The 26,311-nt window shown below is 53.6% G+C and carries 19 protein-coding genes; 16 read left to right on the top strand and 3 right to left on the bottom strand.

Going from position 1 to position 26,311, the window contains the following annotated elements:
- Positions 1–149: 149 nt before the first annotated feature.
- From SH467x_RS16590 to SH467x_RS16600, 3 genes are all read left to right on the top strand, one after another.
- The gene (locus SH467x_RS16590) at positions 150–1,457 is read left to right on the top strand and encodes a metallophosphoesterase family protein (protein ID WP_482368221.1); all 1,308 of its coding nucleotides are present in this window, start codon (positions 150–152) and stop codon (positions 1,455–1,457) included.
- The gene (locus SH467x_RS16595; protein ID WP_482368222.1) at positions 1,454–5,326 is read left to right on the top strand and encodes an AAA family ATPase; all 3,873 of its coding nucleotides are present in this window, start codon (positions 1,454–1,456) and stop codon (positions 5,324–5,326) included. Before SH467x_RS16590 ends, SH467x_RS16595 begins: the two co-directional genes overlap by 4 nt.
- Positions 5,327–5,396: 70 nt before the next feature.
- Positions 5,397–5,834, top strand: coding sequence for a rhodanese-like domain-containing protein (locus SH467x_RS16600; protein ID WP_482368223.1), 438 nt, complete (start codon positions 5,397–5,399; stop codon positions 5,832–5,834).
- Between the two features lie 185 nt (positions 5,835–6,019).
- On the opposite strand, the gene SH467x_RS16605 is transcribed toward SH467x_RS16600, so the two are convergent.
- A complete protein-coding gene (locus tag SH467x_RS16605) occupies positions 6,020–8,977 on the bottom strand; it encodes a zinc-dependent metalloprotease (protein WP_482368224.1) in 2,958 nt (985 codons plus the stop codon).
- 474 nt (positions 8,978–9,451) lie between these two features.
- Between SH467x_RS16605 and SH467x_RS16610 the strand changes: the two genes are divergently transcribed.
- From SH467x_RS16610 to SH467x_RS16645, 8 genes are all read left to right on the top strand, one after another.
- On the top strand, positions 9,452–10,306 hold the full coding sequence (locus SH467x_RS16610; RefSeq protein ID WP_482368225.1) for a fumarylacetoacetate hydrolase family protein: 855 nt from the start codon (positions 9,452–9,454) through the stop codon (positions 10,304–10,306).
- A 67-nt stretch (positions 10,307–10,373) separates the two neighbouring features.
- Positions 10,374–11,933 (top strand): aldehyde dehydrogenase (NADP(+)), encoded by a 1,560-nt coding sequence (locus tag SH467x_RS16615; protein ID WP_482368226.1) that lies wholly within the window; start codon positions 10,374–10,376, stop codon positions 11,931–11,933.
- Positions 11,934–12,752: a tRNA pseudouridine(38-40) synthase TruA gene (gene truA, locus SH467x_RS16620; RefSeq protein WP_482368227.1), complete on the top strand. Its 819-nt coding sequence runs from the start codon at positions 11,934–11,936 to the stop codon at positions 12,750–12,752. It abuts the gene before it with no gap.
- Positions 12,753–13,039: 287 nt separating this feature from the next.
- Complete coding sequence (locus SH467x_RS16625) at positions 13,040–13,396, top strand: hypothetical protein (protein ID WP_482368228.1); 357 nt, start codon at positions 13,040–13,042, stop codon at positions 13,394–13,396.
- A 274-nt stretch (positions 13,397–13,670) separates the two neighbouring features.
- Entirely contained in the window at positions 13,671–14,126 is a 456-nt protein-coding gene (locus SH467x_RS16630; RefSeq protein WP_482368229.1) for a hypothetical protein, read from the top strand.
- A complete protein-coding gene (locus tag SH467x_RS16635; protein ID WP_482368230.1) occupies positions 14,095–15,141 on the top strand; it encodes an esterase/lipase family protein in 1,047 nt (348 codons plus the stop codon). The genes SH467x_RS16630 and SH467x_RS16635 overlap by 32 nt, the downstream gene beginning before the upstream one ends.
- 290 nt (positions 15,142–15,431) lie before the next feature.
- The gene (locus SH467x_RS16640) at positions 15,432–18,803 is read left to right on the top strand and encodes a PAS domain-containing hybrid sensor histidine kinase/response regulator (protein ID WP_482368231.1); all 3,372 of its coding nucleotides are present in this window, start codon (positions 15,432–15,434) and stop codon (positions 18,801–18,803) included.
- Positions 18,793–19,245, top strand: a complete 453-nt coding sequence (locus tag SH467x_RS16645) for a response regulator (protein WP_482368232.1) — start codon at positions 18,793–18,795, stop codon at positions 19,243–19,245. The genes SH467x_RS16640 and SH467x_RS16645 overlap by 11 nt, the downstream gene beginning before the upstream one ends.
- A gap of 21 nt (positions 19,246–19,266) precedes the next feature.
- On the opposite strand, the gene SH467x_RS16650 is transcribed toward SH467x_RS16645, so the two are convergent.
- On the bottom strand, positions 19,267–20,724 hold the full coding sequence (locus tag SH467x_RS16650) for an outer membrane protein assembly factor BamB family protein (protein WP_482368233.1): 1,458 nt from the start codon (positions 20,722–20,724) through the stop codon (positions 19,267–19,269).
- A 50-nt stretch (positions 20,725–20,774) separates the two neighbouring features.
- Here SH467x_RS16650 and arfB point away from each other — a divergent pair, with 50 nt between their 5' ends.
- The 4 genes from arfB to SH467x_RS16670 all read left to right on the top strand — a co-directional run bounded on the left by arfB (position 20,775) and on the right by SH467x_RS16670 (position 24,706).
- Positions 20,775–21,197: an alternative ribosome rescue aminoacyl-tRNA hydrolase ArfB gene (arfB, locus tag SH467x_RS16655; RefSeq protein WP_482368234.1), complete on the top strand. Its 423-nt coding sequence runs from the start codon at positions 20,775–20,777 to the stop codon at positions 21,195–21,197.
- Positions 21,198–21,362: 165 nt separating this feature from the next.
- On the top strand, positions 21,363–22,847 hold the full coding sequence (locus SH467x_RS16660) for a Gfo/Idh/MocA family protein (RefSeq protein WP_482368235.1): 1,485 nt from the start codon (positions 21,363–21,365) through the stop codon (positions 22,845–22,847).
- 187 nt (positions 22,848–23,034) lie between these two features.
- A complete protein-coding gene (locus tag SH467x_RS16665; RefSeq protein ID WP_482368236.1) occupies positions 23,035–23,820 on the top strand; it encodes an enoyl-CoA hydratase/isomerase family protein in 786 nt (261 codons plus the stop codon).
- A 67-nt stretch (positions 23,821–23,887) separates the two neighbouring features.
- Positions 23,888–24,706, top strand: coding sequence for a 3'-5' exonuclease (locus tag SH467x_RS16670; protein WP_482368237.1), 819 nt, complete (start codon positions 23,888–23,890; stop codon positions 24,704–24,706).
- Here the strand turns inward: SH467x_RS16670 and SH467x_RS16675 are convergent, their stop codons facing one another.
- A complete protein-coding gene (locus SH467x_RS16675) occupies positions 24,707–25,138 on the bottom strand; it encodes a universal stress protein (RefSeq protein ID WP_482368238.1) in 432 nt (143 codons plus the stop codon).
- Between the two features lie 19 nt (positions 25,139–25,157).
- Here SH467x_RS16675 and SH467x_RS16680 point away from each other — a divergent pair, with 19 nt between their 5' ends.
- Positions 25,158–26,078, top strand: a complete 921-nt coding sequence (locus SH467x_RS16680; RefSeq protein ID WP_482368239.1) for a DNA alkylation repair protein — start codon at positions 25,158–25,160, stop codon at positions 26,076–26,078.
- Positions 26,079–26,311 lie beyond the last annotated feature (233 nt).

A 26,311-nucleotide genomic window follows, 5' to 3' on the forward strand; every position in this document is an offset into this window, starting at 1 on the left:
GGATTGGCCCTGCTTCCGCAGCGGGGATTCATGAGCGGGACTATACGTGATCTGAATTGCCAAAATCAACGCAGTTTTCCTCCCCTACCCATTAAATCGATGTTGGCTTAATCTTCGCAATTCCACTAAACTAACGCGCGGCGCAAGACATGTACGACGCCGCGGTTCGCAGCACCAGGGAGGGGGCGATGGCAAAAGAGTCGATTCGGTTTATCCACGCAGGTGATTTTCATTTAGAACGCCCGATGCAGGATTTGCTCGATCTGCCCGAGCACCTCAAAGTTCAATTGGTCGATGCCCCTTGGAAGGCGGCAGAGACAATTTTTGAAACGGCGATTGTCGAAAATGTCGATTTCGTGCTGCTCGCGGGAGATATTCTGAATCCCGTTTCGTGCGGCGCCGCAGGGCCAGCTTTTTTGTTGGAACAATTTGAAAAGCTAAATCAAAACAAAATCCAGGTCTTTTGGGCGTCTGGGACGGTGGACGACCCTGAGCGTTGGCCGGAGGCTGTAAGCCTGCCACCCAACGTTCATTTATTTTCCAAAAAGCAAGTCGAACCGGTCATCTATCGCCGTAACGGAACGCCTCTCGCAACGATCTTGGGACGATCCAATGATGGTCGCGAATCGATTCGGGCCGCCGAGTTCCAAATGGATGAGGACGATACGTACACCATCGGCTTGGCCCATGGTGTGGCGGAACGGGACACTCTCATCAGTCAACGAATCGATTACTGGGCTTTGGGAGGAAATCATCAGCGGCAAACGCTTCATGGTGAAGCCCCCCATATGCGGATTTGCGGTACACCTCAAGGAAGATCATTCCAGGAAATCGGTGCACATGGTTGTTACACCGTGGAGGTAGATGGAAACCACGATGCGCAAATCGTTTCGACCGAAGTGGACCTGTTCCGCTACGTCACCCAGATCTTGGACGCCGAGGACCTCGCCATGGGACGCGACATCCGGCAGTTGATGTCCAAACGGATCTCCAAGCTGCAATCCGAAAACGGTACGCGGCATTTGATCATTGAGTGGAAAATCGAAATGGATCTCGAGAATGCAGCCATGGTTGGTCCTGCGGCTCTCGAAGAAATGTTGGCTTGGGTTCGTCGCGAATACGGGCATGGCGCCTGCAGTGTTTGGTCGACAGATATCGAAGTCCTTTCGCCAAAGTCGTTTCCGAGCAAATGGCAAGAAGAGGATACAATCCTCGGAGACTTTCTTCGAACTGCCACGGATACCCGCAAGGCTCTTGGCAAGAACATTAACTTGAAGCCTTTGGTAGAATGCGAAACGCCCGGAACACCTGTTTGGCAATCCCTTTTGGATAATGACGAACCGACGACTGTCACGTCGATGCTTGATAAATCAACCCTATTGGGTGTGGATATGCTCCGCGGGCACAAAATGGACTTGCTCGCACCCACACGACGCTTCGGAGGAATGAAGTCATGAAGGTCCGTGACATCCAAATCGATGGTTTTGGTGTTTGGTCGGGATTGTCTGTGGATTCCTTGCCCGAGGGGATGACGGTCTTTTACGGGCCCAACGAAGCGGGCAAGACGACGTTGATGCAGTTCCTCCGAACCATGCTCTATGGTTTCACGGCCGACCGACGTCAACGCTATCTACCTCCTGTTTTCGGTGGCAAGCCAGGTGGAGCGATGCGAGTAACCGGCCCAGGGGGAGGTTACGAAATCGCGCGCCGCGCGACGTTGAACGATCCTTCTATCGTCGGACAGCTGACCGTCACTAGCAGCGATGGAGTCACCCAGGGGCAGCATCGACTTACCTCTTTGCTCGGTAGCGTCGATGAGTCGATCTTCACCAATGTGTTCGCCATCGGTCTGCGTGAATTGCAGGAACTGAGTACACTCGACGACACCGCCGCTGCGGACGAGCTTTACAAACTCTCGAGCGGATTGGACCGAGTATCGCTCGTGGACGTCATGCGCCAATTGAAGGGTGCGCGTGGGCAAATCGTTTCGACGGAGGCAGACCAAGGCCAGATGGCACTGATGCTCCAACGCCGCGAAAAGCTTCGCGATGAAATCGAGGCGCTCACCGTCCGCGGTCGCCGATGGGGAGAGCTGGCTGCTCATCGCCGTAATCAACAAAATGAAATCGAAGAGCTCAAGCTCCGAGTGGGTCAGTGGGAACTCGAGTCGAAAACCGTCGAAACGGCGATCCAAATACGCGAGCCCTGGCAGTCGCGCGAGTCGACGAAGACGAAGCTCAAATCACTGAACGCTCGTGTCGACATTCCCGACAATAGTTACGACCGTTTGGAAGAGATTCAACGAGAGATCGAAGAGAAGCGAGAGCAGGTTCAAGCGATCCGGGACGAACGAAAGGCTCTTCGCCTGCGGGCGACGAATCTGCCGGTGAGCAAGGGAATTCTCACGCTCGCAGGAAAGATCGAGGCAGCCAATGAACAAGGGCCTTGGGTTACGAGCCTGCAACTTCAAATCCAGCGGCTCGAATCGGAATGCCAACAGTCCGAGGAGCAACTGCTCGAAGATGCCAAGCGTTTAGGGCTCACCGAGCAAGACCAAGAGGCTTTGCTCAACGACAAGCGTTTGGCCAACCTGCCCGATCTTTCGAGACAAGCGATCAGCCAATTAGCAGGCCCCGCTCGCGACGTGCGAAGCTACCAAACGCGGTTGAAGCAGGCGAAAGAGCAAGGTCTCAATGATAAGAAAGAAGCGTCCCGCTTAGCTGCTGAAATCGAAGGATTTCTATCCGTACAAGGCGAGAGCGATCTTCAAACAGCCCACAAGAGCGCCCACGATTTGCTAAGCAACCTTCGCAAGGTACAGCAACTCGATGAGCGGATTGAGAAATATCGGCGACATCGCAAAGAGATCGAGGACCAAGCGGTAGACTTGGAATCCGAAGAGGTTTTCCCGATCGACGATGCCCGACGATTGCTTCTGCCGTTCGTCGGCGGCTCGATGATGCTCGTGTTGGGGCTCGGAAAGTTCTTAGGTTGGAATTTGATGCGAGCCTCACGCATTGCCGTCAGTGCGACCGCGCAAGTTCCTGCACAGAGCGAGCAGACCATCGGATTCCTTCTGGTTCTCGTTGGGATCGGTCTGCTCTGCTATACGTTCTTCAAATGGAAGAGTTTGGAACAGGACTCGAAAGACGAATTGGATAACTGCGACTCGCAGCTCGACGCTGTCGATTCCCAGCTTCGCAAGACTGTTCAGGAACGAGACGAATTGCTCGAATCGCTCCCCGAACACAGCGGTACATTGGAGCAACGCATCCGGGATGCAGAGAGCGATCTGGTGCAGTGCGAGAATTATCTCCCGACGTTGCATAATCTCCAAGCCGCCGAGCAACGCTACGAAACAGCGAAACAACATGCAAAGGAAGCGGTGCACGGCTTGAAGTCGGCGCGATCATCGTGGAAGAGGATGCTGAGCCAACTAGGAATGGCTGAATCGTTATCCCCTAAGAGTATTCGCATTTTGGCCGAAGGGTACGAATCGCTCACGCAAACACGACGTCGCTTGAAGGCGCAACAAGACGAGTTAGCCCAGCGAAAGATCGAACTTTCCACAGCGATGCAGCGAATTGAAGCCCTTTCGCTGCAATTGAAAGTCGCGATCGAAGAGTCCAATCATGCGATCAAAGAAGCAACTCGATCTTATGGGGGCGATCCCAACGACGCCAGACGGGATGGCGCGCGCGTTCATGCAGAAGCCAAACGTGAAGATCGTCGCGATCGCGATAGAGACCGAGATCGCAGAGATCAACGTCAGCGAGACGAGCAACTATCGCTACGAGCCGCAGCGGCCGCTGCAGCCCCCGATAACAGCGAAGGGCCGTTGCTGAAGCTGCAGGAGCTTACGAACACCCTCGCCCAGCACAAACAATACATCGTGCTACGCAAAGAACTCAAATCGCAAGATGAAGAGCTTGCTCGAAAGCAAAAGATCGCGACGCGAGGTATGGAAAAGTGGATTCGAACACGACAATCGCACCTCGCTGATCTCGGTGTCGAGGATGCCGAACAGCTGCAACAGCATCTCCAAACCAAATCGGAATATCTCCGCTTGGAGAACGAGGTAGAGCAGTTGGATCATCGCATCCGAAGCACGATCGGCGGTCATGTCCCTTACGAAACGGTCATGCGACTTCTCGAGAATACTCCATCCCATGAGCTAGAAAAGCGATGGGAAACGCTCGGTCAACGTATTACCCAGGCCGAGGAGCGGGTCGCCGCTCTTCTGCAACGGCAAGGTGAGACGTCTCAGGAGATGAAGAGTTTGGCTGCAGATCGCCGCATTGCGGAAGCCAAATTGGAGCTTGCCAGTCTTGAAAGGCAGATCGCTGCGTGTGCTGAACACTGGAGAACTCTCGGTGCAACGACTTGTATGCTAGAGAAGGTCTGCGAGGTGTATGAGACCGAGCGACAGCCTGAGACGCTCCGTGAAGCATCGGCATTTTTGAAACAGCTAACCGATGGAAAGTACGTTCGGGTTTGGACACCGCTCGGAAAGAATGCGTTGCGAATCGATAACGACAAGAACCAGAGCTTGCCATTGGAGGTGCTTAGTCGGGGTACGCGTGAAGCGGTTTTCATCGCATTGCGTTTGTCCCTAGCAGCGGCCTACTCACGCCGGGGTGTGACACTCCCGTTGGTACTCGATGACGTGCTGGTGAATTTTGACTCGATCCGAGCGAGCTTTGCCGCTCAGGTCCTTCGTGATTTCGCGGCGTTAGGGCACCAGGTCATTATGTTCACGTGCCACGAACACATCATGCGGATCTTCCATGACATCGACGTGCAAGTGCGTGTGCTCCCTGCGCAGGGACAATCGGGAGAAGCGAAGATTTATCAACCGCACGATCTGCCAATTGAAAAGCTGCCAATTGAAAAGCCGAAACGCATGGCGGTCGAAGTGGTAGAGGTTGCTGAACCTATCGTCGCACCAGTGGTGGAAAAGCCGGCCAAACCGAAGCCCGCCCCGATCGTACCGGTAGTGGAAGAGGTCCTACCAAATGTCGAGTTGCCACCTGTTCCGGTCGTCAAGATCGAAGTGGATGCTCCCGCGGTTCCCGAGCCGCAACTAGACGATGTAGAATCGATCGTTCCCGTTGAACCTTTGGTGCTCAAACCTCGGCGTCAACCGGTGCCAGTCATGCACTCGGTAGACGAGGAGGAAACCATGCCGTTCGCCATGTGGTATGAGGAAGAGGAGGCCCGTGCGCCGACCAGCGATCCTGCGGAGCGACTCTGGAACGAGCTAGATCGTATGGATCTCCCATTCGAAGGGGAGCCACATGACCTTTGGTGGAGCGAAGCCAAGTAGGGGACTTTTGAGTTGGCTTCGCTATACTGAGGGGGCTCTATGTCGTTTCCTCTAACCAAACCAAACAATTATGTTGCGACGAAAATTCCTATACATATCAGCGATCGTAACCTCGTTTTCGACGTGGGGAAACATTCCAACAATCGTCGCGGACAATCCTCCTCCCGCGAAGAAAGAATTGAAGCACACTGCCGATTCGTTAGAGCAGGTGAAGGAGCGAATCGAAAAGAAGAAGGCGGTTCTCGTTGATGTCCGAGAATTGGTCGAGTGGAACAACGGGCATATCGCGGGTGCCGTCCACCTCCCATGGCGCGGGATGCAAGAAAAACCGGATGCAAAAAAGTATCGAGAACTGATCCCGGAGGGGACGATTGCGTACACCTACTGCGAAGTCGGCTATCGTTCGTTGAAGGCCGGTACGATTCTGGAAAAGTACGGAATCGAAGTCCGTCCGCTCAAACCTGGCTACAAAGAACTCGTCGCTGCAGGCTTCAAGAGTGAAAAGTAAGAAGTGAGACTTGAGGGGGCCGCTGGCAACCTGCCTGGATCGAAAAGCCCATGGGGACAGACCGGTGGTGACACTCGCCGCTCAACATCTTCAAGGTTTTGAATAAACCAACAAAAAAGTCCCATAGGTCGACTGCGACCTAAGGGACTTATCTTTTTTAGGAACTTACGTTCGTCTTCGCAGCGTTAGGGCTGGGACGGGAGGATGGGTTCCGTTGGTTCGACAATCTTAGTTTCGCCATCTTTCTCTTGACCGAGAATGATGATTCCGCCGCCACCGCCACCGAAGCTCGAGGGCATGTTGTAGATGTAGATGGCATCAACTGCCTTCGCGATCCGCTGTTGAGCTTCGCCAAGGTGTGCAAGCGAATAGGGATCGAGACCTGCCTTGGTTTCAAGAACGGCATCAATCTTTCGTTTCAGCTCTTTCAGTTGGAGCAATGCAAGCGAAGCGATCGGTTTGCTCACGGCGGCGGTGCTGGATGGCATGCCGAGGGTGATCAAGCGTTCGAGGTGTTCGCGTTGCAGGTTGCGTCGCCACGAACTGATGCGGGGTTTGCGAGGCGAGGCCTCACCTTCCACCTTGGCATCGAGTTCGGACCAAACTTCGTTGTAGAGTTTGTCCATCAATTCAGGTAGCGTCATCGCGTCCTTGTCTTGCGGGACCAGTTGCTCGTTGTCATATACCCTGCGCAGAACGGTCGGGTTCATAAGCATGGTAAGTGTCGAGGCTTGGTACCCGAGGATACGGTCGTGAACGGGGAACGTCGATTCGCCCATCGATCGAATTCCTTCATCGGCCCACTTGTCATTGGTGAGTCGTTCGAGGATTTGCGGGGTAAGTCCGAACGAGTCGTCTCGGAACGCATTGCGAATAACAAACTCCAGGGCCTTGCGTTGGGTTTCCGCCGGAACTGGAACCAAGGATTGTCGGTTGCCTGGATCCCCCTTCTTGTCGCGGTTGACATGGGCGCCACCGATCCAGTTGGCCATCATGCTGACTGCCTTCATTTGCTCGCCGAGGGTCAACTCGTACCCGCGTCGCGCTTTGGACCAGCTATCCCCGTCTTTGACAAATTTGTCCAAAAGTCGATCGCGATACAGCTTCACCAAACGGATTTGGTTTTCAGCGTAATCGAGAGGATCTTTGGAGTAGTCATAGCGACGGGCTAACGGATCTGGACCACCGGTGTCTTCGTCGGTTGCGTATTGCAACTCAGGCTCGGAAGTCCGTTTGAGCATTTCCGGAAGCTTGGCTTCATCGGTGGAGTAACCATATTCAATCGCCCACATGTCGTAGGGACCGATACCGGTCATCGTCCAATCACCCTTGACCGATTCCTCCAGCTTGTATGGCATGTTGATCGGAATGTAATCCATCACCGAAGAAGCGAGAGGCTTCTTTCCAGCGACGGCTTCGGAGTTGATTTCCTTGAGCGAGTAGAGGCTGGAGGCTTTGAAGTTGTGTCGGAGCCCGAGGGTGTGGCCCACTTCGTGTGCGACGAGTTCTGCCAACAAAGGTCCGATGAACGACTCCGGCATCCCATCGAGCATGTCTTCTTTGGGTTTAGCTGGTTTCTTTTCCTCGGGTTTGCCTTCTTCTGGCTTTTTATCGCCCCCTTCACCTGGTTTCGTTTCTTGGCTGTAGATCTCCTCGATGAGTTCCATGCTCATGCGGGCCATGGCCATATCCATTTGCTTGGCGAGGGCGACGTTGCAGTAACCGTTGACTTGGCTGATACGTCCGACCAATCCGTCATAGGGTTGGTTGCCGATTAGTCTGCCATCCACTTTGGTCATGGGGTGACCTGCGAACGGGAGTTTCGCCTGCTTGGCGAATACCTCGCGCAAATGGTTTTGATTGGCGCTAGGTGCGAGCCGAACGCGTGGATCCCAGCTAGGATTTTCGCCCAGCCAAGCGATCGTTTCCGAAGTCATTCCTTCCATGGCCAGATCAGGCATCATGTCGTGGAATTGGAAATTGAAGTGGCGGATCCAACCGTCGGTCAAGACGATATCGGCATCCAGGATCTCTCCGGTAATCGGGTGAACGCGGCTTGGACCAATCGCAGTTCCGATGTCATTGTTCAACCAGCGAACGAAGTTGTATTGGACATCTTCCGGATCGAGATCCATGGTTGCTGGGGAGCGAGGGTCTTGATAAAGGACCTCGATCGCATCGGAAAATCCAACCGATTCGAAGGCCTTGTTCCAGTACTCGATACCCTGCTTGACCCAGCGGCGGTATCGCACGGGAGTCGTGTGTTCGATGTAAAAACGAATTGGAGTGACCGGTGGGCTCACCTTCAAGTTGGGGTCTCTCTTCTCCAGACGCCAACGGGTGATGTAACGGACACGCTTCTTGTCGTCATCGTAGCTACCGAGGTCGGTGAAGTTAGTAACGAAATAACCGACGCGTTGGTCCGCTTTGCGAGGCCGGTACCCGGAATCCTCGGGAACTTCGCTGATCGAGTAGTGGAGGGTTTGAAATTTTCCACCGGCCGAGACAACTTCGAATGCCAGTTCAACATTCTTGGTAAACGTTTTTGCCTTGGCGATCTTCGTCAGCTGGGGATCTTGGATACGAACGGCACCGCCGAAGAACTTGCTCGCTTGCCCGACAAAAAGTGCATCGGCATCGATAACTGGGCCGCCGCGCGGTGCCATCGTGACGATGGGCACATCGAGCAATACGGTGTCGGTGAAGAGTCTCTTGACCGACGACTTCGACTCAGGTTCTCCATTGGATCGGATATCCAAATTCGGGAGAACCAAGGCGAGACGTTTGTTGTATTGACGCCAGTAGACGTAGTAGTCTCCCGACTGCAGTCCGGCGAATTGATCGCCCGCACTGACCGTCAAAGCGATAAAGTATTTTTTGCTCGCAAAGTCTTTTGGGATTTCCAAAAGCATTTGGCCATCTTTTTCGCGAGTCCAAACGCTGCAAAGTCCGTTTGGATTCGCTGCACGATCAGGGGACTTCGACTCTACTTTGGTGAAGCCCTCTGTTACTTTTTCGAAGGGAGGGTACTCGGGTACGGCTCCCTCCTGTCCAAAACTCTTCTCTACCGCTGTGATCGGGAACAGCAATGTCCCCGCAGCCAACAGCGAGTATCTCAACATCAGATCTCGATACCGTTTCATTCTGATTTTCCAAAGAGGTACAACGATGCAAAACAGGTACGCACAACCGATTCGCTTGTCGTCGGGAGAAAACGATGTTGAATTGGTTCGTTCGTATTCTAGGGGATCCATCCAGACCTGACACGGCTTGGCCGGTCGACGGGCGCAGGCTGGAGGGAGTCGAAAAGCCTAGGTCAGCGTCCGAGCGGGGATAGCGAGGAAAGTCACCGACGGGTGAGCTTTGCCGGAAAACAACCGCATAAATTGTCTTGCCGTCACAACCGTTAAGTACTTGTCGTCGCATTAGCTGGAATTATGGGTTCGGTTTTTAGCCCCGTCTAGTGATTTCTTAACAATTCAAGCTTGTGCGTCGATCGGCGACCGGGTGGGCGGACTTCAAGGGGCTTGGTACTGGTCAATCGATCCCCAAGCTGGTTCAATACCGATTCGAAGTCCCCATCCGTTTTCCTCCCGCCGCGTTAGGCCGTTCTCCTCATGAAACTTGGACGCATACAAATCGGTTCCGATGTCGCCGTCGTTCGAATCCAGAACACGAAGGCCACGGTTTTGAATTTGGAATCCGCTGGGCTAACTTCCCTCCAGGAACTTCTCTCTTCCCCGGATCTGGAGCGGCTTGCCACCGAGTTGCCAACGGTCGGGGATGCGTTGGATTTGGATTCTTTGTGCTGGCTCCCGCCAATCGACCAACAGGAGGTCTGGGCTGCTGGGGTGACGTACAAGCGATCGCAAACGGCGAGAATGGAAGAGAGCGAGGCGGCTGCGAGTTGTTACGACCGAGTCTACACGGCGGCCCGACCAGAAATCTTTTTCAAAGCGACGCCGAACCGTTGCAGCGGCCATCTTGGAAAGCTTCGTATTCGAACCGATGCGACTTGGAATGTCCCCGAACCCGAATTGGCTTTGGTGATTTCACGAGCCGGAAAGATTGTCGGCTATACCATCGGAAACGATATGAGCAGTCGAGATATCGAGGGGGACAATCCTTTGTATCTTCCTCAGGCCAAGGTTTACAACCAGTGCTGTGGTTTGGGGCCTTGGGTAACCCTCGCGTCCGCGATGCCTGAGCGTTCGACGATCGCTATTCATCTTGAAATCCATCGAGATGGCAATCAAGTTTTCTCCGGGGATACGGGGGTTTCGCAGATGGCAAGGAACTTGGAAGATCTTGTCTCTTGGTTGTTGCGGGACAACGATATGCCCCATGGCGCGTTTCTTCTAACGGGGACTGGAATTGTCCCCGACAGCAGCTTCACTCTCGCTCCTGGCGATCACGTTCATATTTCGATCGACGGCATCGGAACCCTTTCCAACGTCATCGTACAAGGGTAGCAATCGCCCGATTCCTACCTCTTCATTCAGACTCACTAACTCACGTAAAGCGACAATAACAAACATCATGGAAAAAGTTCTTATCAACGGTCAGTGGATTGATTCCAACACCAACGGAAGCTTTCAAGCTACGAATCCAATGACCGGCGAATCGATTGCACGAACCTATCCACTGAGCGCATGGAGCGAGGTCGATCAAGCACTTGCGGCTGCGAGCCATGCTTTCCAAGAGCTGAGGACTATTCATCCCAATACGATCGCGGAATTCTTGGAAACCTACGCGGACCTGATACAGGCCGACAAGGAGACTTTGGTCGCGTTGGCGCACGAAGAGACCGGGCTCCCTGTTGCGCCAAGGCTGGGGGATGTCGAGCTGCCGCGAACAGTGAGCCAGCTCAAGCAGGCTGCGGCTGCAGCGAGAACCGGCTCATGGGCCATGCCTACGATCGACACCAAGGCCAATATTCGCTCCTCCTATGAAGCTATCGGGCCGGTCTGTGTCTTCGGGCCCAATAATTTCCCCTTCGCGTTCAATAGCTTGGCGGGGGGGGATTTCGCGGCTGCGATCGCCGCCGGAAACCCCGTGATCGGAAAGGCCAATTCGTCTCACCCCGCAACAACGCAGCGGTTTGCAGAGCTGGCCTTGCAAGCCATCGAGAAAACAGGAATGCCGCGAGGGCTGGTCCAGCTGATTTACCGAACGACCCATGCCGATGGCGAAAAACTGGTAAGTGACCCGCGATTGGCTGCGATTGGTTACACCGGATCGCGGCATGCTGGATTGCAGCTGAAAGCGGCTTCCGATCGCGTCGGAAAGCCCTTCTATGCGGAGCTCTCGAGTGTGAACCCGGTTGTGTTCCTGCCCGGCGCGTTGAAAGAGCGAGGGGACAAACTGATCGAGGAGTATGTCACGAGCGGCTTGATGGGAGCTGGGCAGTTTTGTACCAATCCGGGATTGCTGCTAATGATCGATTCACAGGAGGCCCGACACTTCGTGGAAGGGGTCGTTGCGAAGTACATGCAGACGCCTCCCGGGACCCTGTTGTCCAAGGGAGTTGAAAGTTCGCTGGTCAAGAGCATCGGTGTGCTCAAGGACGCTGGTGCCGAACTGTTGGCAGGGGGGGACAAGATCGCTGGCGGGCGATGCGCCGTGGCGAACACCGTCCTTCAAGTATCCGGCGAATCATTCCTGCTCGCACCTTCTCAATTCCAAACCGAGGCATTCGGCAATGCGGTGCTCATCGTTGTTTGCAAAGATTTGGCGGAGATCGTTCGAGCGATCGAGTCCCTCGAAGGAAACTTGACCGGCTGCATCTATTCGGCAACCGACGGCAGCGACGACGCCATGTACGGTCCTATCGCGTCGGAAATGTTGCAAAAGGTGGGGCGATTGCTCAATGACAAGATGCCAACTGGTGTCGCCGTTAGCCCGGCGATGAACCACGGAGGACCCTTTCCAGCGACGGCTCACCCCGGATTCACGGCGGTCGGAATCCCAGCGAGTTTGATTCGTTTTGCCAAGTTAACTTGCTACGACGCTGTTCGTCACGACCGTTTGCCACATCTCTTGCAGGATGGCAATCCACGAAAGGCTTGGCGGCTCATCGACGGAGCTTGGACTCTCTAAATGCGATGGTTTGCCCTGACAGTCGCCTACGACGGAACGAAGTATGGCGGTTGGCAAATCCAAAGCAATGCTCCTTCGATCCAGCAGCAATTGATCATCGCGATCGAAAAGGCGACCGGTGAAAAGGTGCATGTGCAAGGGAGTGGTCGAACCGATGCGGGCGTCCATGCGACTGGGCAAGTCGCATCGATTCGATTGCAGGGTTGGAACGCGCCGTCCGAACGTTTGGTCCCAGCGATCAATCGGTATTTACCTAGGTCCATTGTGGTTCGATCCGTGCAGGAAGTCGTCGAAGGCTTCGATGCGATTCGCAATGCAACGAGCAAACGCTATCGCTACTCGATCTGGAATGCTCGGGTTTGGGACCCCCTGCATAGACGAGTTCACTGGTGGGTCACGCGACCGCTCGATGTGGACGCGATGCGACGTGCTGCGGAGTTCTTGTTAGGCACGCATGATTTCAAGGCGTATGAGACGCTTGGCTCTCCCCGCAAGTCGAGCATCCGTTCGATCTACGATTTACCCATCCAAGCAGAGCCTCATCTCGATGGCCAGAATGTCTCCATCGAGATCGAGGCAGATGGGTTTCTCTACAACATGGTTCGCAACATTGTGGGCGCACTGTGCGAAGTTGGGTTGGGAAGATTTGATCCAAGCTGGGTCCAAGCCGTGCTGGAGTCCAAGCAGCGTGATTCGTCCAGCCAGACCGCACCAGGACAGGGGCTTTGTTTGGTCTGCGTCCGTTACCCCGAGCACTTGTTCGTCCCATTGGTCTCCCAGGAATCGCAAGATATTTTCGGCCCGGATCAAAATTCTTGAGGGGTGGGACCAAACGTGTCCAAGGGTGGGCGATAAATAGATTGTCAAGGCGACGGTGGTTGGCGACGAAGCAGAAGCCGGTCACCTCTGAGCCACAAGATCGGGCGGCCCACTACATCGGGTGGCCCACAAGATCCGACGGATCGCCTTGACACTCCCAAAAGCGGCCAATCCTCTGCTCCTGGACTCTCCGAGACCCCTCATCTTGAAGTGCACGTCCAGGAGCGGAGGAGTGGCGCCCCGAAACGAAGTTGCTGATACCTTTACAAGATCAAGGAAGAGAAATAATGGCCAAGTTTTACGTTCAAAGTGGATCGGTACGAGCCGTCATCGACAGTGTGGATCTGGATCGTGCCGCCTTGTGGGTCGTGAATCTGGTGATGGGTGACGTACTGCCACTGGATGAAGTCGAAGAAAGTGAAGCGGGCCAGCGGGGCGAGTTGGACGAAGGGATGGAATTGCAGGCATCTAGCGGAATCGAAAGTGTCGATGCCGGTCATCACCTTTCCGAAACCATCCGCATCAGTGAGCGAGGATTCGATCGCGACGACGCCTGGGTGGTAGATACTTTGGAAACCTTCCGCCACTGGTACGATTTGTTCCAAGCCGTTTCGGAGATGGCGGATCGCTGGGGTCAAAAGTGATCGCGGCAACCGATGCGTTGATCTTGTTCGAGACAAAGGAAGCACCATGTTCACTTTTGTACTTTTTGCCATGACCGCTTATTGGCTGAGAACCAAATAAGAATCGCCACCCAATATCGCCCTTGGGTTGCCAGCGGTCTGTCGGCCCTCTATAAAGCCATTCGAGTTGATTTCTTTCCTCGAATAGGCGTGTGGATCGATGAGCCAGCCCGATCACAGAAACTTACCCGATCGCAGAGACATACTGGAGTCTTCACCCTCTGTTTGCTTCATATTGACGTCTGCCTTCGATGGCGATGTCGATCCGAAGGAAGCGAGTCGATTTGAGGAGTTGGTTTCTCAGTTGCGAGAGCATCGCAATCCTTTGGTGAGCGACGTGTTTCATGCCGCGAGCCGGCGGTTGCATCGAGACTGCGAAGCCTTGGTTCGGGAGCTGGGGAGCCAAGACATGATGGTTTTGCCAGCGCGTCTGCTCCTCTGTAGAAACTTCGTTGTCGAAAACTATCCTGAACAGGCTTCGGAATTCTTAACCGTTCTTTACGACCTGGCCCAGTCGATTGCGAACGCTGCAGGTGGGACGTTCGGATTCGGTAGCAAAGTGAATCGTTCCGAGCGAGCGGCTCTGGCGTTGATTGCGGGGGCCTTAGGAATCCACGAGGCAGGTCAGGAGTCTTCTGAACGGAAAGCGGGAGGAACGGATGATGCTGGTGATTCGGCTGTTGCTCGCTAGTGTCTTCGGTCTGGTCGTGTGGATGGGCTCTCCGCTTGTGGTCGCACAAGACGGGATGCCCGAGATGGTAGAGGAAGCGGAAGCTATGGAAGACGGAAAGAAGGCTTGGAACATTCCCCTTCCCACTCTGGGTGGAAAGCAATTTTGGACCGACTTCCGGTGGTGGAATGGATGGAAGGTGCAATACAACAGCACCCTGAATCATTGGCGTCTACTGGATCCGAAAGGGATCCGTCGCGCATGGGGTGGAAAGCAAGCCATGCTCGACGAACTTCATAAAGCAAAGCAGGCAGTCCCGATTGGCGATGCACCGGAGGTTGTTGTTCTCTTGGCGCATGGGTTGTTCCGAACCCATGGCAGCATGATGCCGATTGCCGAAGAGATCCATCGCTACGAAGCTGCTCATCCCGAACTTCCTGCTCACAAGCGTGAATGCGTTTCGATGACCTATGCGAGCACCCGTAATTCAATTCCTCATCATGCGACGGCGATGCGCGAATTGCTGGAGAATTTGGAAGGGGAACCGAAGATCTGGTTCGTCGGGCATAGCCTTGGCAATATCGTCTTCCGGTACATGATCGGTGACTTGCAAAGATCGGGCGATCCAAAAGGATTGTTGCCACGCATCGAGCGGGCCGTCATGTTAGGGCCCCCCAACAACGGCTCGGCCCTGGCGAAGTCGCTCACAGGGTTTGGGGTTTTTGAAACCTTGGCAGGCTCATCGGGCATTCATCTTGGTGCGGCGTGGGAAAAGCTACAGAGTGAATTGGGCACTCCACCATCCCCCTTTGCAATCGTGATCGGTGATATTTCCGAATCTCGATTGCAAAACCCTTTCTTGGAGGGTGCCAGCGATGGGATCGTCACGGTTTCGGAAGCAACCATGGAAAGCGCGTCGGAGATCCGCACGTTTCCAGTGATTCATTCCTTTCTCATGAGCGACGAAAACATTACACGGGCGACCGTCTCGTTCCTATTCGGCGGCAGCCTTTCGTCCGACCCCTCGAGCAAATAGCGTCGACCCTTTTTGCGCGAAGATGCCTTGCAGCAGGCCTTCGCACAGCCCAACGCCGAATCGTACTTGACCGCCGAGTCGTACTTGGCAGCTACCATTTTGCAAAGTTTTACAAAAAAGCAGTCTGACTTTTGCTGCGCATCCTTCGCGAGCTACGCTTGCTTCACGAAGTGTCGCTAGATCGGATTAGTCCGATTATTCGACTTAGGAGGCGCCGTAATGTGGCAATGCGAAGTGATGTCGTTTCATCCGCAATGCTGGGTCCCGAGTACTGCTTCAAGGAACAACTTATGATCTCCACCATCCTTGTTGGATTGTTCCTGACCATCTGCGCGGCACCCGTCGAAGCTGATTCTCTTGTTGACCTGCATTCACCGCAATTATCGTCATCACAGCCCGTTTGCTGCATGCCTACCACTCTCAACTCAGGTGGCGGCCAACGCAAATTTGAAACCGAGGGCGTGAGCACATTCGTCGCAAAGCTGTTCGACACCGGCGACTTCCCCGCCCGTTGGTACTGCGGTGATTGGTCAACCGATGTGGGATGGTTGCACATCCTGTCCGACCTCGGCATCTTCGCCGCCTACTTCGCGATTCCATGTGTTCTTCTTTTTTTCATTCTGCGAAAGAAGGACCTTCCATTCCCAAAAGTCATTTGGCTATTCGCCGCATTTATATTGGCGTGCGGTTTGGGGCACTTGATCGAAGCATCCATTTTTTGGTGGCCGGTCTATCGATTCTCGGGATTGGTCAAATGCGTCACAGCCATCGTTTCCTGGGTCACGGTGATCGTACTGGTTCGGATCATGCCGATCGCCCTGCGACTGCCATCCAGTGCTCTGTTGGCAACGAAATTGCTCAAGAGCCAAGAGCGATTGGATATCGCTTTGGGGGCTGCCCAAATCGGCGTCCTCGAAATGGATTTTCGTGCAATGAAGGTGGTCACCGATTCGAAATCGCGTGAGATTTTTGGATTGCTAGACGAGCGATCCTGCGAGAGCTTGCTTGCTGTTCAAGACAGGGTGCACCCAGATGATCGGCATCGTTTTTTCAACACCTTACAGTCTGCGGTCGATGGTCGAACGACTTTCGAGACGGAGTTTCGCGTCGTTCAACCAAACGGTGAGATTCACTTCGTTCAATACCAAGGAAGATTTGTAGAAGAACGAGGGAGCTCGTTCCAGATTGAGCAAGGTCTGTTGATCGGTGTGTGCGTCGACATCACCGAAAAGCATACGAAGGACGCCGCGTTATCCGAGAGCGAACAAAACTTTCGAGGCACATTTGAAAATGCCGCGATCGGAATTGCTCAGGTTTCGGTCCATGGCAGATGGATGAAAGTGAATCCAATCCTATGCTCCATTTTGGGCTATTCCGATACTGAACTTTTGGAGCTCTCCTCGCAGTCGATCACATACTTCGAGGACTTAGAGAAAAGCAATGCGTCGATGCAAGCTGCCATCGATGGTGCGATGGAATCGTATTGTTTAGAAAAGCGGTTCGTTCGAAAAGACGGGCATGCTGTGTGGGTGCGCCTCTCGGCCTCTCTCGTTCGCGATTCAAACGGTGAACCGAAGCACTTTGTGAAGGTGATTGAAGACATCGATTGTCGAAAGCAAACCGAGCTCGAACTCAAACAATATCATGATCGAGTCGAAAAGCTTTCTCTTGTCGCGAGCAAGACTCAGCATTCCGTGGTCATCACCGATGCCGATGGAAAGATCGAATGGTGCAACGAGGCATTTGTTCGATTGACAGGATTTGAAACGAATGGCGTGATCGGTCGGAAGCCCGGCGAATTTCTTCAGGGGGAAATGACAGATTCAGAGGTGGTTGCAAAGATCCGAGAGGCTCTCCAAGCAAGGGTTAGCATTGCAACGGAAATTGTGAATTATCATGCGAGCGGTAAACCTTATTGGATCGAATTGAAAATTGATCCTGTGCTCGATGAAGCGGGAAATCTCTCCAACTTTATTGCTACGCAAGTCGACATCTCCGACCGAAAGAGGTCGGAGGAAAACCTTCAACAGGCAAAGCTGGCAGCTGAACAAGCGAGTAAAGCGAAAAGTGATTTCCTGGCAGCGATGAGCCATGAGTTGCGTACACCTCTCAATGGTGTCATCGGCATGACGGAACTTTTGTCCGATACAGGGCTTGAACCAAGACAACAAAGATTTGTCGATGTTTGTCGCAAAAGCGGTCAAAACCTGTTGATGCTGATCAACGATATTCTCGATTTCTCGAAGATCGAGTCAGGCAAGCTGGAATTGGATTCGCACCCCTTCGAACTGATGCAGCTGATTCGCGAGGCGATGGAGTTGATCGCTCACCGCGCGGAAGAGAAAGATCTGCAAGTGCGCTTTCGATCCGAACATCCGGCCCCCCTATGCTTGATTGGAGACAGCCATCGGATTCGACAGGTCTTAACCAATCTACTTAGCAATGCCGTGAAGTTTACGGACGAGGGAATGATTTCAGTGATTGTTGAGCCTATGGAGATCACCGACCAGAGGGCCCAAGTGCGCGTGAGGGTAAAAGATACCGGCATTGGAATTCCTGAAGATCGATTGCAATTCTTGTTTAAGGAATTCTCACAGGTTGATCAGTCGGCGAGCAGACGTTTCAATGGAACAGGGCTCGGATTGTCGATCAGCAAAAATATTATTGAGACGATGGGGGGAACAATCGGCGTCAAGAGCACTGAAGGATTAGGCTCGGAGTTCTGGTTTCAATTTGAATTGCCGATCGGGACCGTTTCCGAGAGTGTTCCTCCCCCCGAACCCTACGCGAATCCCACCCCAGACCGCGTCGTGCGCATCCTGTTGGCAGAAGACAATCCAACCAACCAACTCTTCGCCGAGGAGGTGATAACACGGCATGGTTGGATTTGTGAAGTGGTAGACAACGGGAGACGTGCTGTCGAATACTACAAGCGATCGGAATTCGATGTCTTGCTCATGGATTGTCAAATGCCAGAAATGGATGGGTTTGCTGCCACGAACGCCATTCGAGAGTTCGAACAAAAAAACCATGCTCGAGCTCGCGTGCCCATCATCGCTTTGACCGCGAACGCCATCGAAGGGGATCGGGAACGATGTTTAGCCGCCGGCATGGATGCGTATTTGTCTAAGCCTTTCACGCCGAAATCTCTCCTCGAAGAAATCGAATCGGTGCTCAAGAATCGTCCATCAAGTGAATCGCAGATCAAGCAGTCCAGCCTGGAGAGCGAGTCTCTTCAACATAACGACTCTGCATTCAATGAGTCTGCATTCAATGAGTCTGCATTCCTCGAGGATCGGTGCATGGGGGAATTGGACTTCGCCGTTTCGCTCATGGATTCCTTCCTTGCCACTAGCACGGATCGACTGCGAGCTCTCATCGAGCGTGCGCAAGCGGGAGACTTTGCCGCCGCTAGCGCGTTGGCTCATTCTCTAAAAGGAAGTGCAGGTGTCGTTTTAGCTTCCCGACTAGCGCGCTTCGCCGAACAGGTTGAGTTGGCTGCTCATACAGAGGATAGGCATACACTGACTGCGAATCTCGACGAGTTGGTGCGAGAAGTCCATGCTTGCCATCGATCGATTGACGAATGCAAACACAGAATTCTACGAAACAGCCTAATGGTTCCAGAGAAGTTCCTGGGAGACGAAAATAATGAAGTTTGAACGATTGAGCGCTCTGATTGTTGACGACGATGAGGTCGTTCGAAAAATGCTATCGTTTGCCCTTGGGCGCGTCGGCTTTAGTTGTCTTTGCGCCACCGATGGTGCCGACGCATTTGCGACCTTGGATAGCGGCACATTCGATCTCGTGATTACGGATCTAGCGATGCCCAAGACGAATGGGTATGCACTGGCATCCACTCTACTCGAGTGCCGAGAAAGGCCCTTTATTGTCGTGCATACAGCGGTTTTGGAACCGAAGCTCACCAAAGACCTTGAGCGGCGTGGCGTCGACGAGATTGTATTCAAGCCGACCGATTACAACGCGTTCGCGGAAAGGATGCGAATCCTGGTCGGCGAACGTAAGGAGAGGAAGGCCGAAACAGCCCAAGAAATCTTGGAGCTGGAAATCAAGCGTGTGAATAATCCCGCTTGGACATCTTGAACTGTTGAGGATTCCACATGCTCAATTCTCGGGGATCAGTTCCAAGCAGACGATCCGATCCGTACCTCGTACGTAAAGTAGACCGTGCGAGACGACCGGCGGCGCCCAGCTGGGAGTCAGAACGTAAGGGCGCTGTTCGCCTGCAATCTGTCTTGTAGCCAGGTCCATCTCCGCCACCAACTCGAACCGGGATTTGTTGGGTTTGACCAATTGGAGAATCCCGCTCTCTCCTAAAAGGAGCAAATGGTTATCGATCACGATGCCAGTCATTCGATCTCGGTTGCGAATCGACCAAGTCGTATTGACGTCGATTTTGGTTTGTTCGGTGCTCCATTCCAAGCACCGAAGATCGGTATCGGGTTCATTCCGGCCACTGCTGACAAAGACGTTGGAGCCAATGACCAATGGATTGGTCCAGTGAGGTCGGAATACCTGATCCCGGCGCGACTTTCCGTCCGTCCATAGGGATTGGATCTTACTGGCTCCCACCTGGAGCAACGCGCCACCTTTCTCATAAGCTTCACCGATCAAAACATTCCCCTGCACCAAAGAGGGCGGTGCCCCATTAACACTTTCCAAGGAGGAAGCTCGCCACGCAAAAAAACGTTCGTTCGAGCCATCGGAGGGATCCAGTGCGAGCAATCCTTCGCGGACGAGTGCGAGCAAGACATCCTTGCCATCGATTTCGCGGACCACTGGTGCAGCGTAGCTTGCGAGGTAATTGCCGACTCGATGAAGTACTTTGCCGGTCCGTTTATCGAAACCGACCATCGCGCATTGGTTGGGACGAGCGGAAGGGACATCGTTGACCGAAAGATCTTCGGCGGATCGTCCGTCGGGACGGCTTCCCCCGACCATTACCCACAGCATATCGCGATAGACCAGGGGAGAGGCACCTACCCCGAAGAAGTTAGGGATGACCCAAAACTCTTCATTCAGGTTCTTTTCCCAGATAAGCTTTCCATCGCTCGTGGATAAACAAGCCAGATTGCCGGCGGCACCGTAAACGTAGACGCGTTCTTCATCCACCACCGGGCTGCAGCGTGGGCCGTTGTTATATCCGTACGCGTCACGATAGGTGACAGGGCTTTCCCAGGTCCAAAGGATGCGTCCTGTCTCCGCGTGGTGGCACGTCAGCCGTTCGCTATCTGCAAAGCGGTCGAATTGAAACCAACGACCGTGGCTCGCGACGCCGTTCCCGTATCCTTCCCCTGTTGGTGCCGACCATACCACTCGCAGTCCTTGATCTCCCCAGTTGGTCCGGATGCCTTTCTCGCTGCTCGTCGAATCGTAACGAGCTCCGAGCATGCGGGGCCAATCCTCACCTTCCATACGGGTCCAAAGGGATGGCATGCCGACCGAACCAACTTGGGCCGTAACCTCTCTCATGGGGCATGCGGTTGTGACGAATCCTAGAATGGCGACAATAAGGGAGCATTTCCATCGTTGGCGACGGTTGAACACGGCGAAGTGAAGCATCGTGAGGAAGTGGGTGGAGTTGTGGGACTTGAGAAAGGTAAGGAGCGGGGATGGAAGACTTAATCATCAATGAGCATGTCCTGATCCCAGCGAGCGAACTGCAATTTACTTTTTCGCGAAGTGGAGGGCCTGGGGGGCAGAATGTGAACAAAGTCAACTCGAAGGCCACGTTGACGTGGGATCTTGCTAGTACACAGGCATTGTACCCTGGGACCGTGCAACGTCTAAAGGCGCTCGCTGGCTCGCGATTGACGGAGTCTGGGATGCTTCAGATCACCAGCCAAGTCCATCGCGATCAACTGAGCAACATTCAAGCTTGCCGCGAGAGACTTCGCCATATGATCCTGGATGCCATGACTCCTCCTACGGTCCGAAAACCGACCCGACCGACACGAGGTTCGCAGCGGCGCCGGATCGAGGGGAAACGTATGCAGAGCCAGAAAAAGCAAGGGAGGGCCGGTGGTTGGGAATAGTCGAATGAGAAGGAGAAAACAAGCGACGACGTAAATGTCCATCTTCCAATGAAATCTCAAGACCTGCCAATACCTCGGATCGCTCCGGATGGATGATATTTCTCCTGAATTGGTGTAGTATAGCGTCTTTGCACCCCCTACCTGCCCTTTCTGAGGTTTTCGATCATGAGCGTGTCCCGTTCCCGACCCAATTCTCGCCGCGAGTTTCTCGAACGATCGATGCTGACCACCGCAGCGTTGCTGGCAACCCAATCGCGTTTTGCATCCCAAGCCTCGGCGCAAGACAATCAGTCACCCTCGGTTAGTCCCAATGAGCAGATCCACGTGGCGGTAATTGGGGGTGGAGGAAGAGGACAATCGCACATCGGTGGTTTCGCGGGCAAGAAAGGAACTATCGTCACCCATATTTGCGATTGCGATGAACGGGCCGGGCAGCGTTCTTGCGATTCCGCTGCGGAAAAGCAAGGTGGGATGCGTCCGACCTGGGTAAAAGATGTCCGCAAACTCTTGGAAGACAATTCCATCCATGCAGTGAGTATTGCGACACCAAACCATTGGCACTCGCTCGGAGCGATCTGGGCAGTGCAGGCAGGCAAAGACGTCTACGTCGAAAAACCGGTCTCCCACAATGTGCTCGAGGGGAGACGATTGGTCCAAGCGGCTCGAAAGCACAATCGTATCGTACAAACAGGAACCCAAAGCCGATCGAATCCTGGCATGCGAGCGGCGATGGAATTCATCCATTCGGGAGGCATTGGTGAAGTCTCTGTGGCTCGCGGGTTGTGCTACAAGCGTCGTCCCTCCATTGGACCAAAGGGTACCTATGAGGTTCCAAAGGAAGTCGATTACGATCTCTGGTCCGGTCCAGCCCCCATTCTTCCGGTAACGCGCAAGCAGTTTCACTACGATTGGCACTGGCAATGGGCCTATGGCAACGGGGATCTCGGCAATCAAGGGATCCATCAAATGGATTTGTGCCGATGGGCTCTCAATGTGAACAATCTGTGCGAGAAGACATTTTCCATCGGTGGGCGATTTGGCTACGAAGACGCGGGTGAAACCGCCAATACGCAACTCGTCATTCATGATTACGGTACCAAGCAGTTGGCGTTCGAAGTCCGTGGATTGAAGACGGGTGATTACAAAGGAGCAAACGTCGGTATCATCGTAGAAGGCTCCAAAGGATACTTGGTCATGACCACCTACCAATCAGGAACGGCATTCGACCTGGACGGAAAACCGATCAAGTCCTTTGAGGGCGGAAGCGATTCCTACCACTACAAGAACTTCGAAGAGGCGGTTCGAGCGCGGGATCACAAACTCCTCAACGCGGACGTCGAAGAGGGGCACCTCTCGAGCGCTCTGTGCCACCTCGGCAATATCTCCCTGCTCATGGGGGAGAAGCTGAATAACAAGGATGCTGCCGAACGCGTAGCAAAGATCGCCGGCCCATCGAAAGTGGCAGAGGCGTGGAATCGAACGGTGGATCATTTGAAGGAAAACTCCGTGGAATCTTTTGAGGTTCAGGTAGGTCCCCAATTGTCCCTGGATCCTATTTCGGAAACGTTCTTCGAAAGCGACAAAGCCAATACGATGCTCTCGCGAGAGTACCGCAAAGGCTATGAGCTTCCTTCGGAACAATCCGTCTAGTCTGCATCGACTCCAAGTGGATGGGTGTCGGAAACAGGAGTCCCGAAATCAGCAGGGCCGTTGCAACCTCAAGCGGTTGCATCGGCCTTGTTCCATTTACCGCCCGGCCGTGGTATCTCTCTTAGAAATGTCGCGTTATCATTAGGAAACGCCACTTGTTCTCTTTCCCAACGCATCGAAGGTCGGTATGTCATCATTGAGGATTCGCATCCAAAAAAATGCTCCCAGCGGGACGATTGTGTTGGACAACGCGAAGACCAGGAACGCCTTGTCACGCGAAACCATCGAGGATCTCACCGAGGCGTTTGCCGATTTTCACCGAGAAAAAAGTGTCCGCGCTGTCATCTTGACCGCAACGGGCTCAACGTTTTGTTCAGGGATTGACTTGAAGCAGTGGAGCGAGATTCAGGGAAGCGAAGAGTCCCTGGCTGCTTGGCAGGACGTCACAACCGAACTTCAGGAGCTATATGAAATGATGCTCCGATTTCCAAAGCCGATTGTCGTCGCGCTCGACGGCCCCGTCCTTGGAGCGGGGCTAGGCCTGGTGTTGGCATCGGATTTGGTGGTGGCGTCGAAGCGTGCGAGCTTTGCGTCTCTCGCTTCGAGGGTAGGTTTGGTTTCGGGATTGGTCGCCCCCCTTCTTGCTTTCCGCTCCGGCGCATCCGTTGCTGCAAGACTCTTGCTTCACGCGCATCCAGTCAGTGCTGAACAGGCCTACCATTGGGGGTTGGTCCATTACTTGGCAGACTCCGAACAGATCTGGGCCAAGGCAAATGAGATCGTACAGGATATTGCACAGTCCTCGGTGGAATCCATGCAAATGACCAAGCGGTTGCTCAATGAGATGGTTGGCGAATCGACTTGGTCTCAACTTACGAGTGGAGCCGCCGTGATGGCCACGATCATGAGCACCGAGTCGGCTTCCGAGGGACTAAAGGCCTTTGTCGAAAAACGGCCGACCAAGTTCCCTTGATCTTTCTTCCATCTCCAACCGCTAGGCAGGATACGCCTGCTTTTCACGAGCGCCCAAAGAATCAGAAATGACCCAACCGAGCAACGAAGTCAAATATCTTTTATTCGATGTCGAGAGTGTTGCGGATGGTGCCACGATCGCATCGACTCGCTACCCGGGTTTGGGACTCGGGCCTGAAGAAGCTTGCGAACGTTTTCGTTTCGAATTGTTGAAAGAGTCAGGGAAAGACTTCATCCCATACACTTATCACATACCTGTCGCCGTGGTGATTGCAAAAATTCGCGACGATTTCAGTTTGATGGAGATAGTTTCCCTCGATGAGCCACTGCATCGACCACAGGTGATCACAAAGTATTTTTGGGTTGGCTGGGAACGGTATGCTCGCCCCACGTTTATTACGTTCAACGGTCGCTCCTTTGATCTGCCGCTGATGGAACTGTCTGCCTATCGCTATGGGGTAAGCATTCCATCGTGGTTCAATATTTACGACAAAGCGTTCGAACAATACCGGAATCGGTACAACGTCAGCTCCCACTTAGATCTGCACGAAATATTGACCAACTTCGGGAGCAGTTGGTTCCGCGGGGGCTTGAACTTGGCAGCTCAACTCGTGAAAAAGCCCGGCAAGATTGATGTTCAGGGGAATATGGTTCACGAGCTTTATAGCGCAGGTAAACTGTCGGAAATCAGCGAGTATTGCCGCTGCGATGTCCTCGACACTTACTTCGTTTATCTCCGATCGCTATTGGTTATGGGGCGAATCACTTCGGAACGGGAGTCGCAATTGATCGAGCAAGTTCGAAGCATGCTTGAGGAACAGTCCGATTCCCATCCCGCCTATCAACTCTATTTGAGCCATTGGAGCCGGCTCGAACAAACCACGTAATCAAATTTTTAAAATGAGAACGGGGCACTTCGCTAATCGAACAATCCGCTCCGCAACGCTCCCCAGCAACAAACGGGTCAAGCCGCTTCTTCCATGCGAAGGGACGATGATAAGTCCTGCTTCGATCTGCTCGGCACGGTCGGCGCAAACGGTTCCCGGATCCCCGATCATCACTTCTTCGGTGATTCCCCCGTATCGCTTCTCCGCGAATTCTTTTTTGAGAAAGTCCATCGCCTGATCGATCCGCCGCTGATCATCGCTCCACTCGATCGGGATCCCTTCGGGAGCAAGAGGCACAAAAATCGGGAGAACGTGCAATACATGGACTTGGGATCGATCCTCCACCAACTCCAACGCCTTGTCGATCGCGGCATGAGAAGGTTCAGAGAAATCAAAAGGAACCAAAACCGGCTTGTTGATCGACCACGGCATGATGAAAAGGCCCTTGAAGATGACAGAATGGGAAGACGAAGATCGTGCCCAACAGATGCTCACATTCCTGGATTATACTGTCGTCGTGGCGTTTGTTGTAGCAAGCTTTCGAGGGGGCCGGATGAGTCGCGATTCGTTTGAAGAGTGGAAAGATCGCAAACCTGCAAGACGCATGGTCGAAGTCCCTGACGAAGTCCGCGCTGGCTTGTCGTTGGGGCGACTGGAGTCCAAGAACCTAGTGGAATGGCTCAGCGTTGATCGCGTTCGCCTGCTGCAACTTCTCATCGATGAGCTGTCGTTACCGATCACCGACCAAACAATTCAATGGATTCAAAATGATACCCAAGAATTGGCGGCGCTAAAAAAGAGTCAATGGATAGGAGCTTATCTGGCGACCGTTGTTCACGTCGGTGATGATGCTTGGAAATCGATGTCCCTTCACACCAGCGATGTCGTGCGCGAATGGGCTGCGTTGATCGTCGGGCACGCTCCACTGTCATTCCTAAAGAAATTGGCCTGGATCAAACTGTTTGCGGATGATGACAACCCAGGGCTACGCGAGATTGCCTGGATATCCCTGCGCGGAGATGTTCTCCGGGATACCGAGGAATGTATCCGACGCATGGTTCCTTGGACCGGAAGCCGGAATGAACGATTGCGACGCTTCGCCAGCGAACTCACTCGACCGCGAGGCGTTTGGACTTTTCACATCGAGCAACTCAAACGGAATCCCGAGTTGGCAATCCAGATCTTGGAGCCGTTGAAAGAGGACGATTCCAAATACGTCAAAGATTCGGTTGCGAACTGGCTGAATGACGCGAGCAAAACGAAGCCAGACTGGGTGGTCGAGATCACCGATCGCTGGAATCGCGAATCCGACTCTCCTCACACGCAATACATCATCCGACGGGCATTGCGAACACTGCGCGGCAAAGCCTGACGCCAATCTAATTTGCCGGACTCTTTCTCCCTTGGAATGTGCAGTATCCAAACTGCATGGCCCCTGCAGTTGCCCCTCTGCAGCGAGCGGGTGTCATGGATGATCTTGCAAATGTTCTTATGTGCGTAACTCTTGTGTAGGCAATCGGTTAGGAGATTTGCTTTTCCAGAGAGGACACTTGGCACGGTTTGTGTATTAGGGAGACATGGTGGACGCGAATGAAACGACGTCAA

Origin of the sequence: Brakhagea slesvicensis, from assembly GCF_052161625.1 — a bacterium.
Lineage (GTDB): Bacteria > Planctomycetota > Planctomycetia > Pirellulales > Pirellulaceae > JBKCUI01.

What these genes read in the sequence shown, in the direction of transcription:
- SH467x_RS16650 (WP_482368233.1), bottom strand. Translation starts at nt 20,724, where the DNA reads ATGCTTCACTTCGCCGTGTTCAACCGTCGCCAACGATGGAAATGCTCC.
- SH467x_RS16665 (WP_482368236.1), top strand. Translation starts at nt 23,035, where the DNA reads ATGTCATCATTGAGGATTCGCATCCAAAAAAATGCTCCCAGCGGGACG.
- SH467x_RS16595 (WP_482368222.1), top strand. Translation starts at nt 1,454, where the DNA reads ATGAAGGTCCGTGACATCCAAATCGATGGTTTTGGTGTTTGGTCGGGA.
- SH467x_RS16670 (WP_482368237.1), top strand. Translation starts at nt 23,888, where the DNA reads ATGACCCAACCGAGCAACGAAGTCAAATATCTTTTATTCGATGTCGAG.
- SH467x_RS16605 (WP_482368224.1), bottom strand. Translation starts at nt 8,977, where the DNA reads ATGAAACGGTATCGAGATCTGATGTTGAGATACTCGCTGTTGGCTGCG.
- SH467x_RS16660 (WP_482368235.1), top strand. Translation starts at nt 21,363, where the DNA reads ATGAGCGTGTCCCGTTCCCGACCCAATTCTCGCCGCGAGTTTCTCGAA.
- SH467x_RS16640 (WP_482368231.1), top strand. Translation starts at nt 15,432, where the DNA reads ATGATCTCCACCATCCTTGTTGGATTGTTCCTGACCATCTGCGCGGCA.
- SH467x_RS16635 (WP_482368230.1), top strand. Translation starts at nt 14,095, where the DNA reads ATGATGCTGGTGATTCGGCTGTTGCTCGCTAGTGTCTTCGGTCTGGTC.
- SH467x_RS16680 (WP_482368239.1), top strand. Translation starts at nt 25,158, where the DNA reads ATGACAGAATGGGAAGACGAAGATCGTGCCCAACAGATGCTCACATTC.
- arfB (WP_482368234.1), top strand. Translation starts at nt 20,775, where the DNA reads ATGGAAGACTTAATCATCAATGAGCATGTCCTGATCCCAGCGAGCGAA.
- SH467x_RS16645 (WP_482368232.1), top strand. Translation starts at nt 18,793, where the DNA reads ATGAAGTTTGAACGATTGAGCGCTCTGATTGTTGACGACGATGAGGTC.
- SH467x_RS16675 (WP_482368238.1), bottom strand. Translation starts at nt 25,138, where the DNA reads ATGCCGTGGTCGATCAACAAGCCGGTTTTGGTTCCTTTTGATTTCTCT.
- SH467x_RS16600 (WP_482368223.1), top strand. Translation starts at nt 5,397, where the DNA reads ATGTTGCGACGAAAATTCCTATACATATCAGCGATCGTAACCTCGTTT.
- SH467x_RS16610 (WP_482368225.1), top strand. Translation starts at nt 9,452, where the DNA reads ATGAAACTTGGACGCATACAAATCGGTTCCGATGTCGCCGTCGTTCGA.
- SH467x_RS16590 (WP_482368221.1), top strand. Translation starts at nt 150, where the DNA reads ATGTACGACGCCGCGGTTCGCAGCACCAGGGAGGGGGCGATGGCAAAA.
- truA (WP_482368227.1), top strand. Translation starts at nt 11,934, where the DNA reads ATGCGATGGTTTGCCCTGACAGTCGCCTACGACGGAACGAAGTATGGC.
- SH467x_RS16615 (WP_482368226.1), top strand. Translation starts at nt 10,374, where the DNA reads ATGGAAAAAGTTCTTATCAACGGTCAGTGGATTGATTCCAACACCAAC.
- SH467x_RS16625 (WP_482368228.1), top strand. Translation starts at nt 13,040, where the DNA reads ATGGCCAAGTTTTACGTTCAAAGTGGATCGGTACGAGCCGTCATCGAC.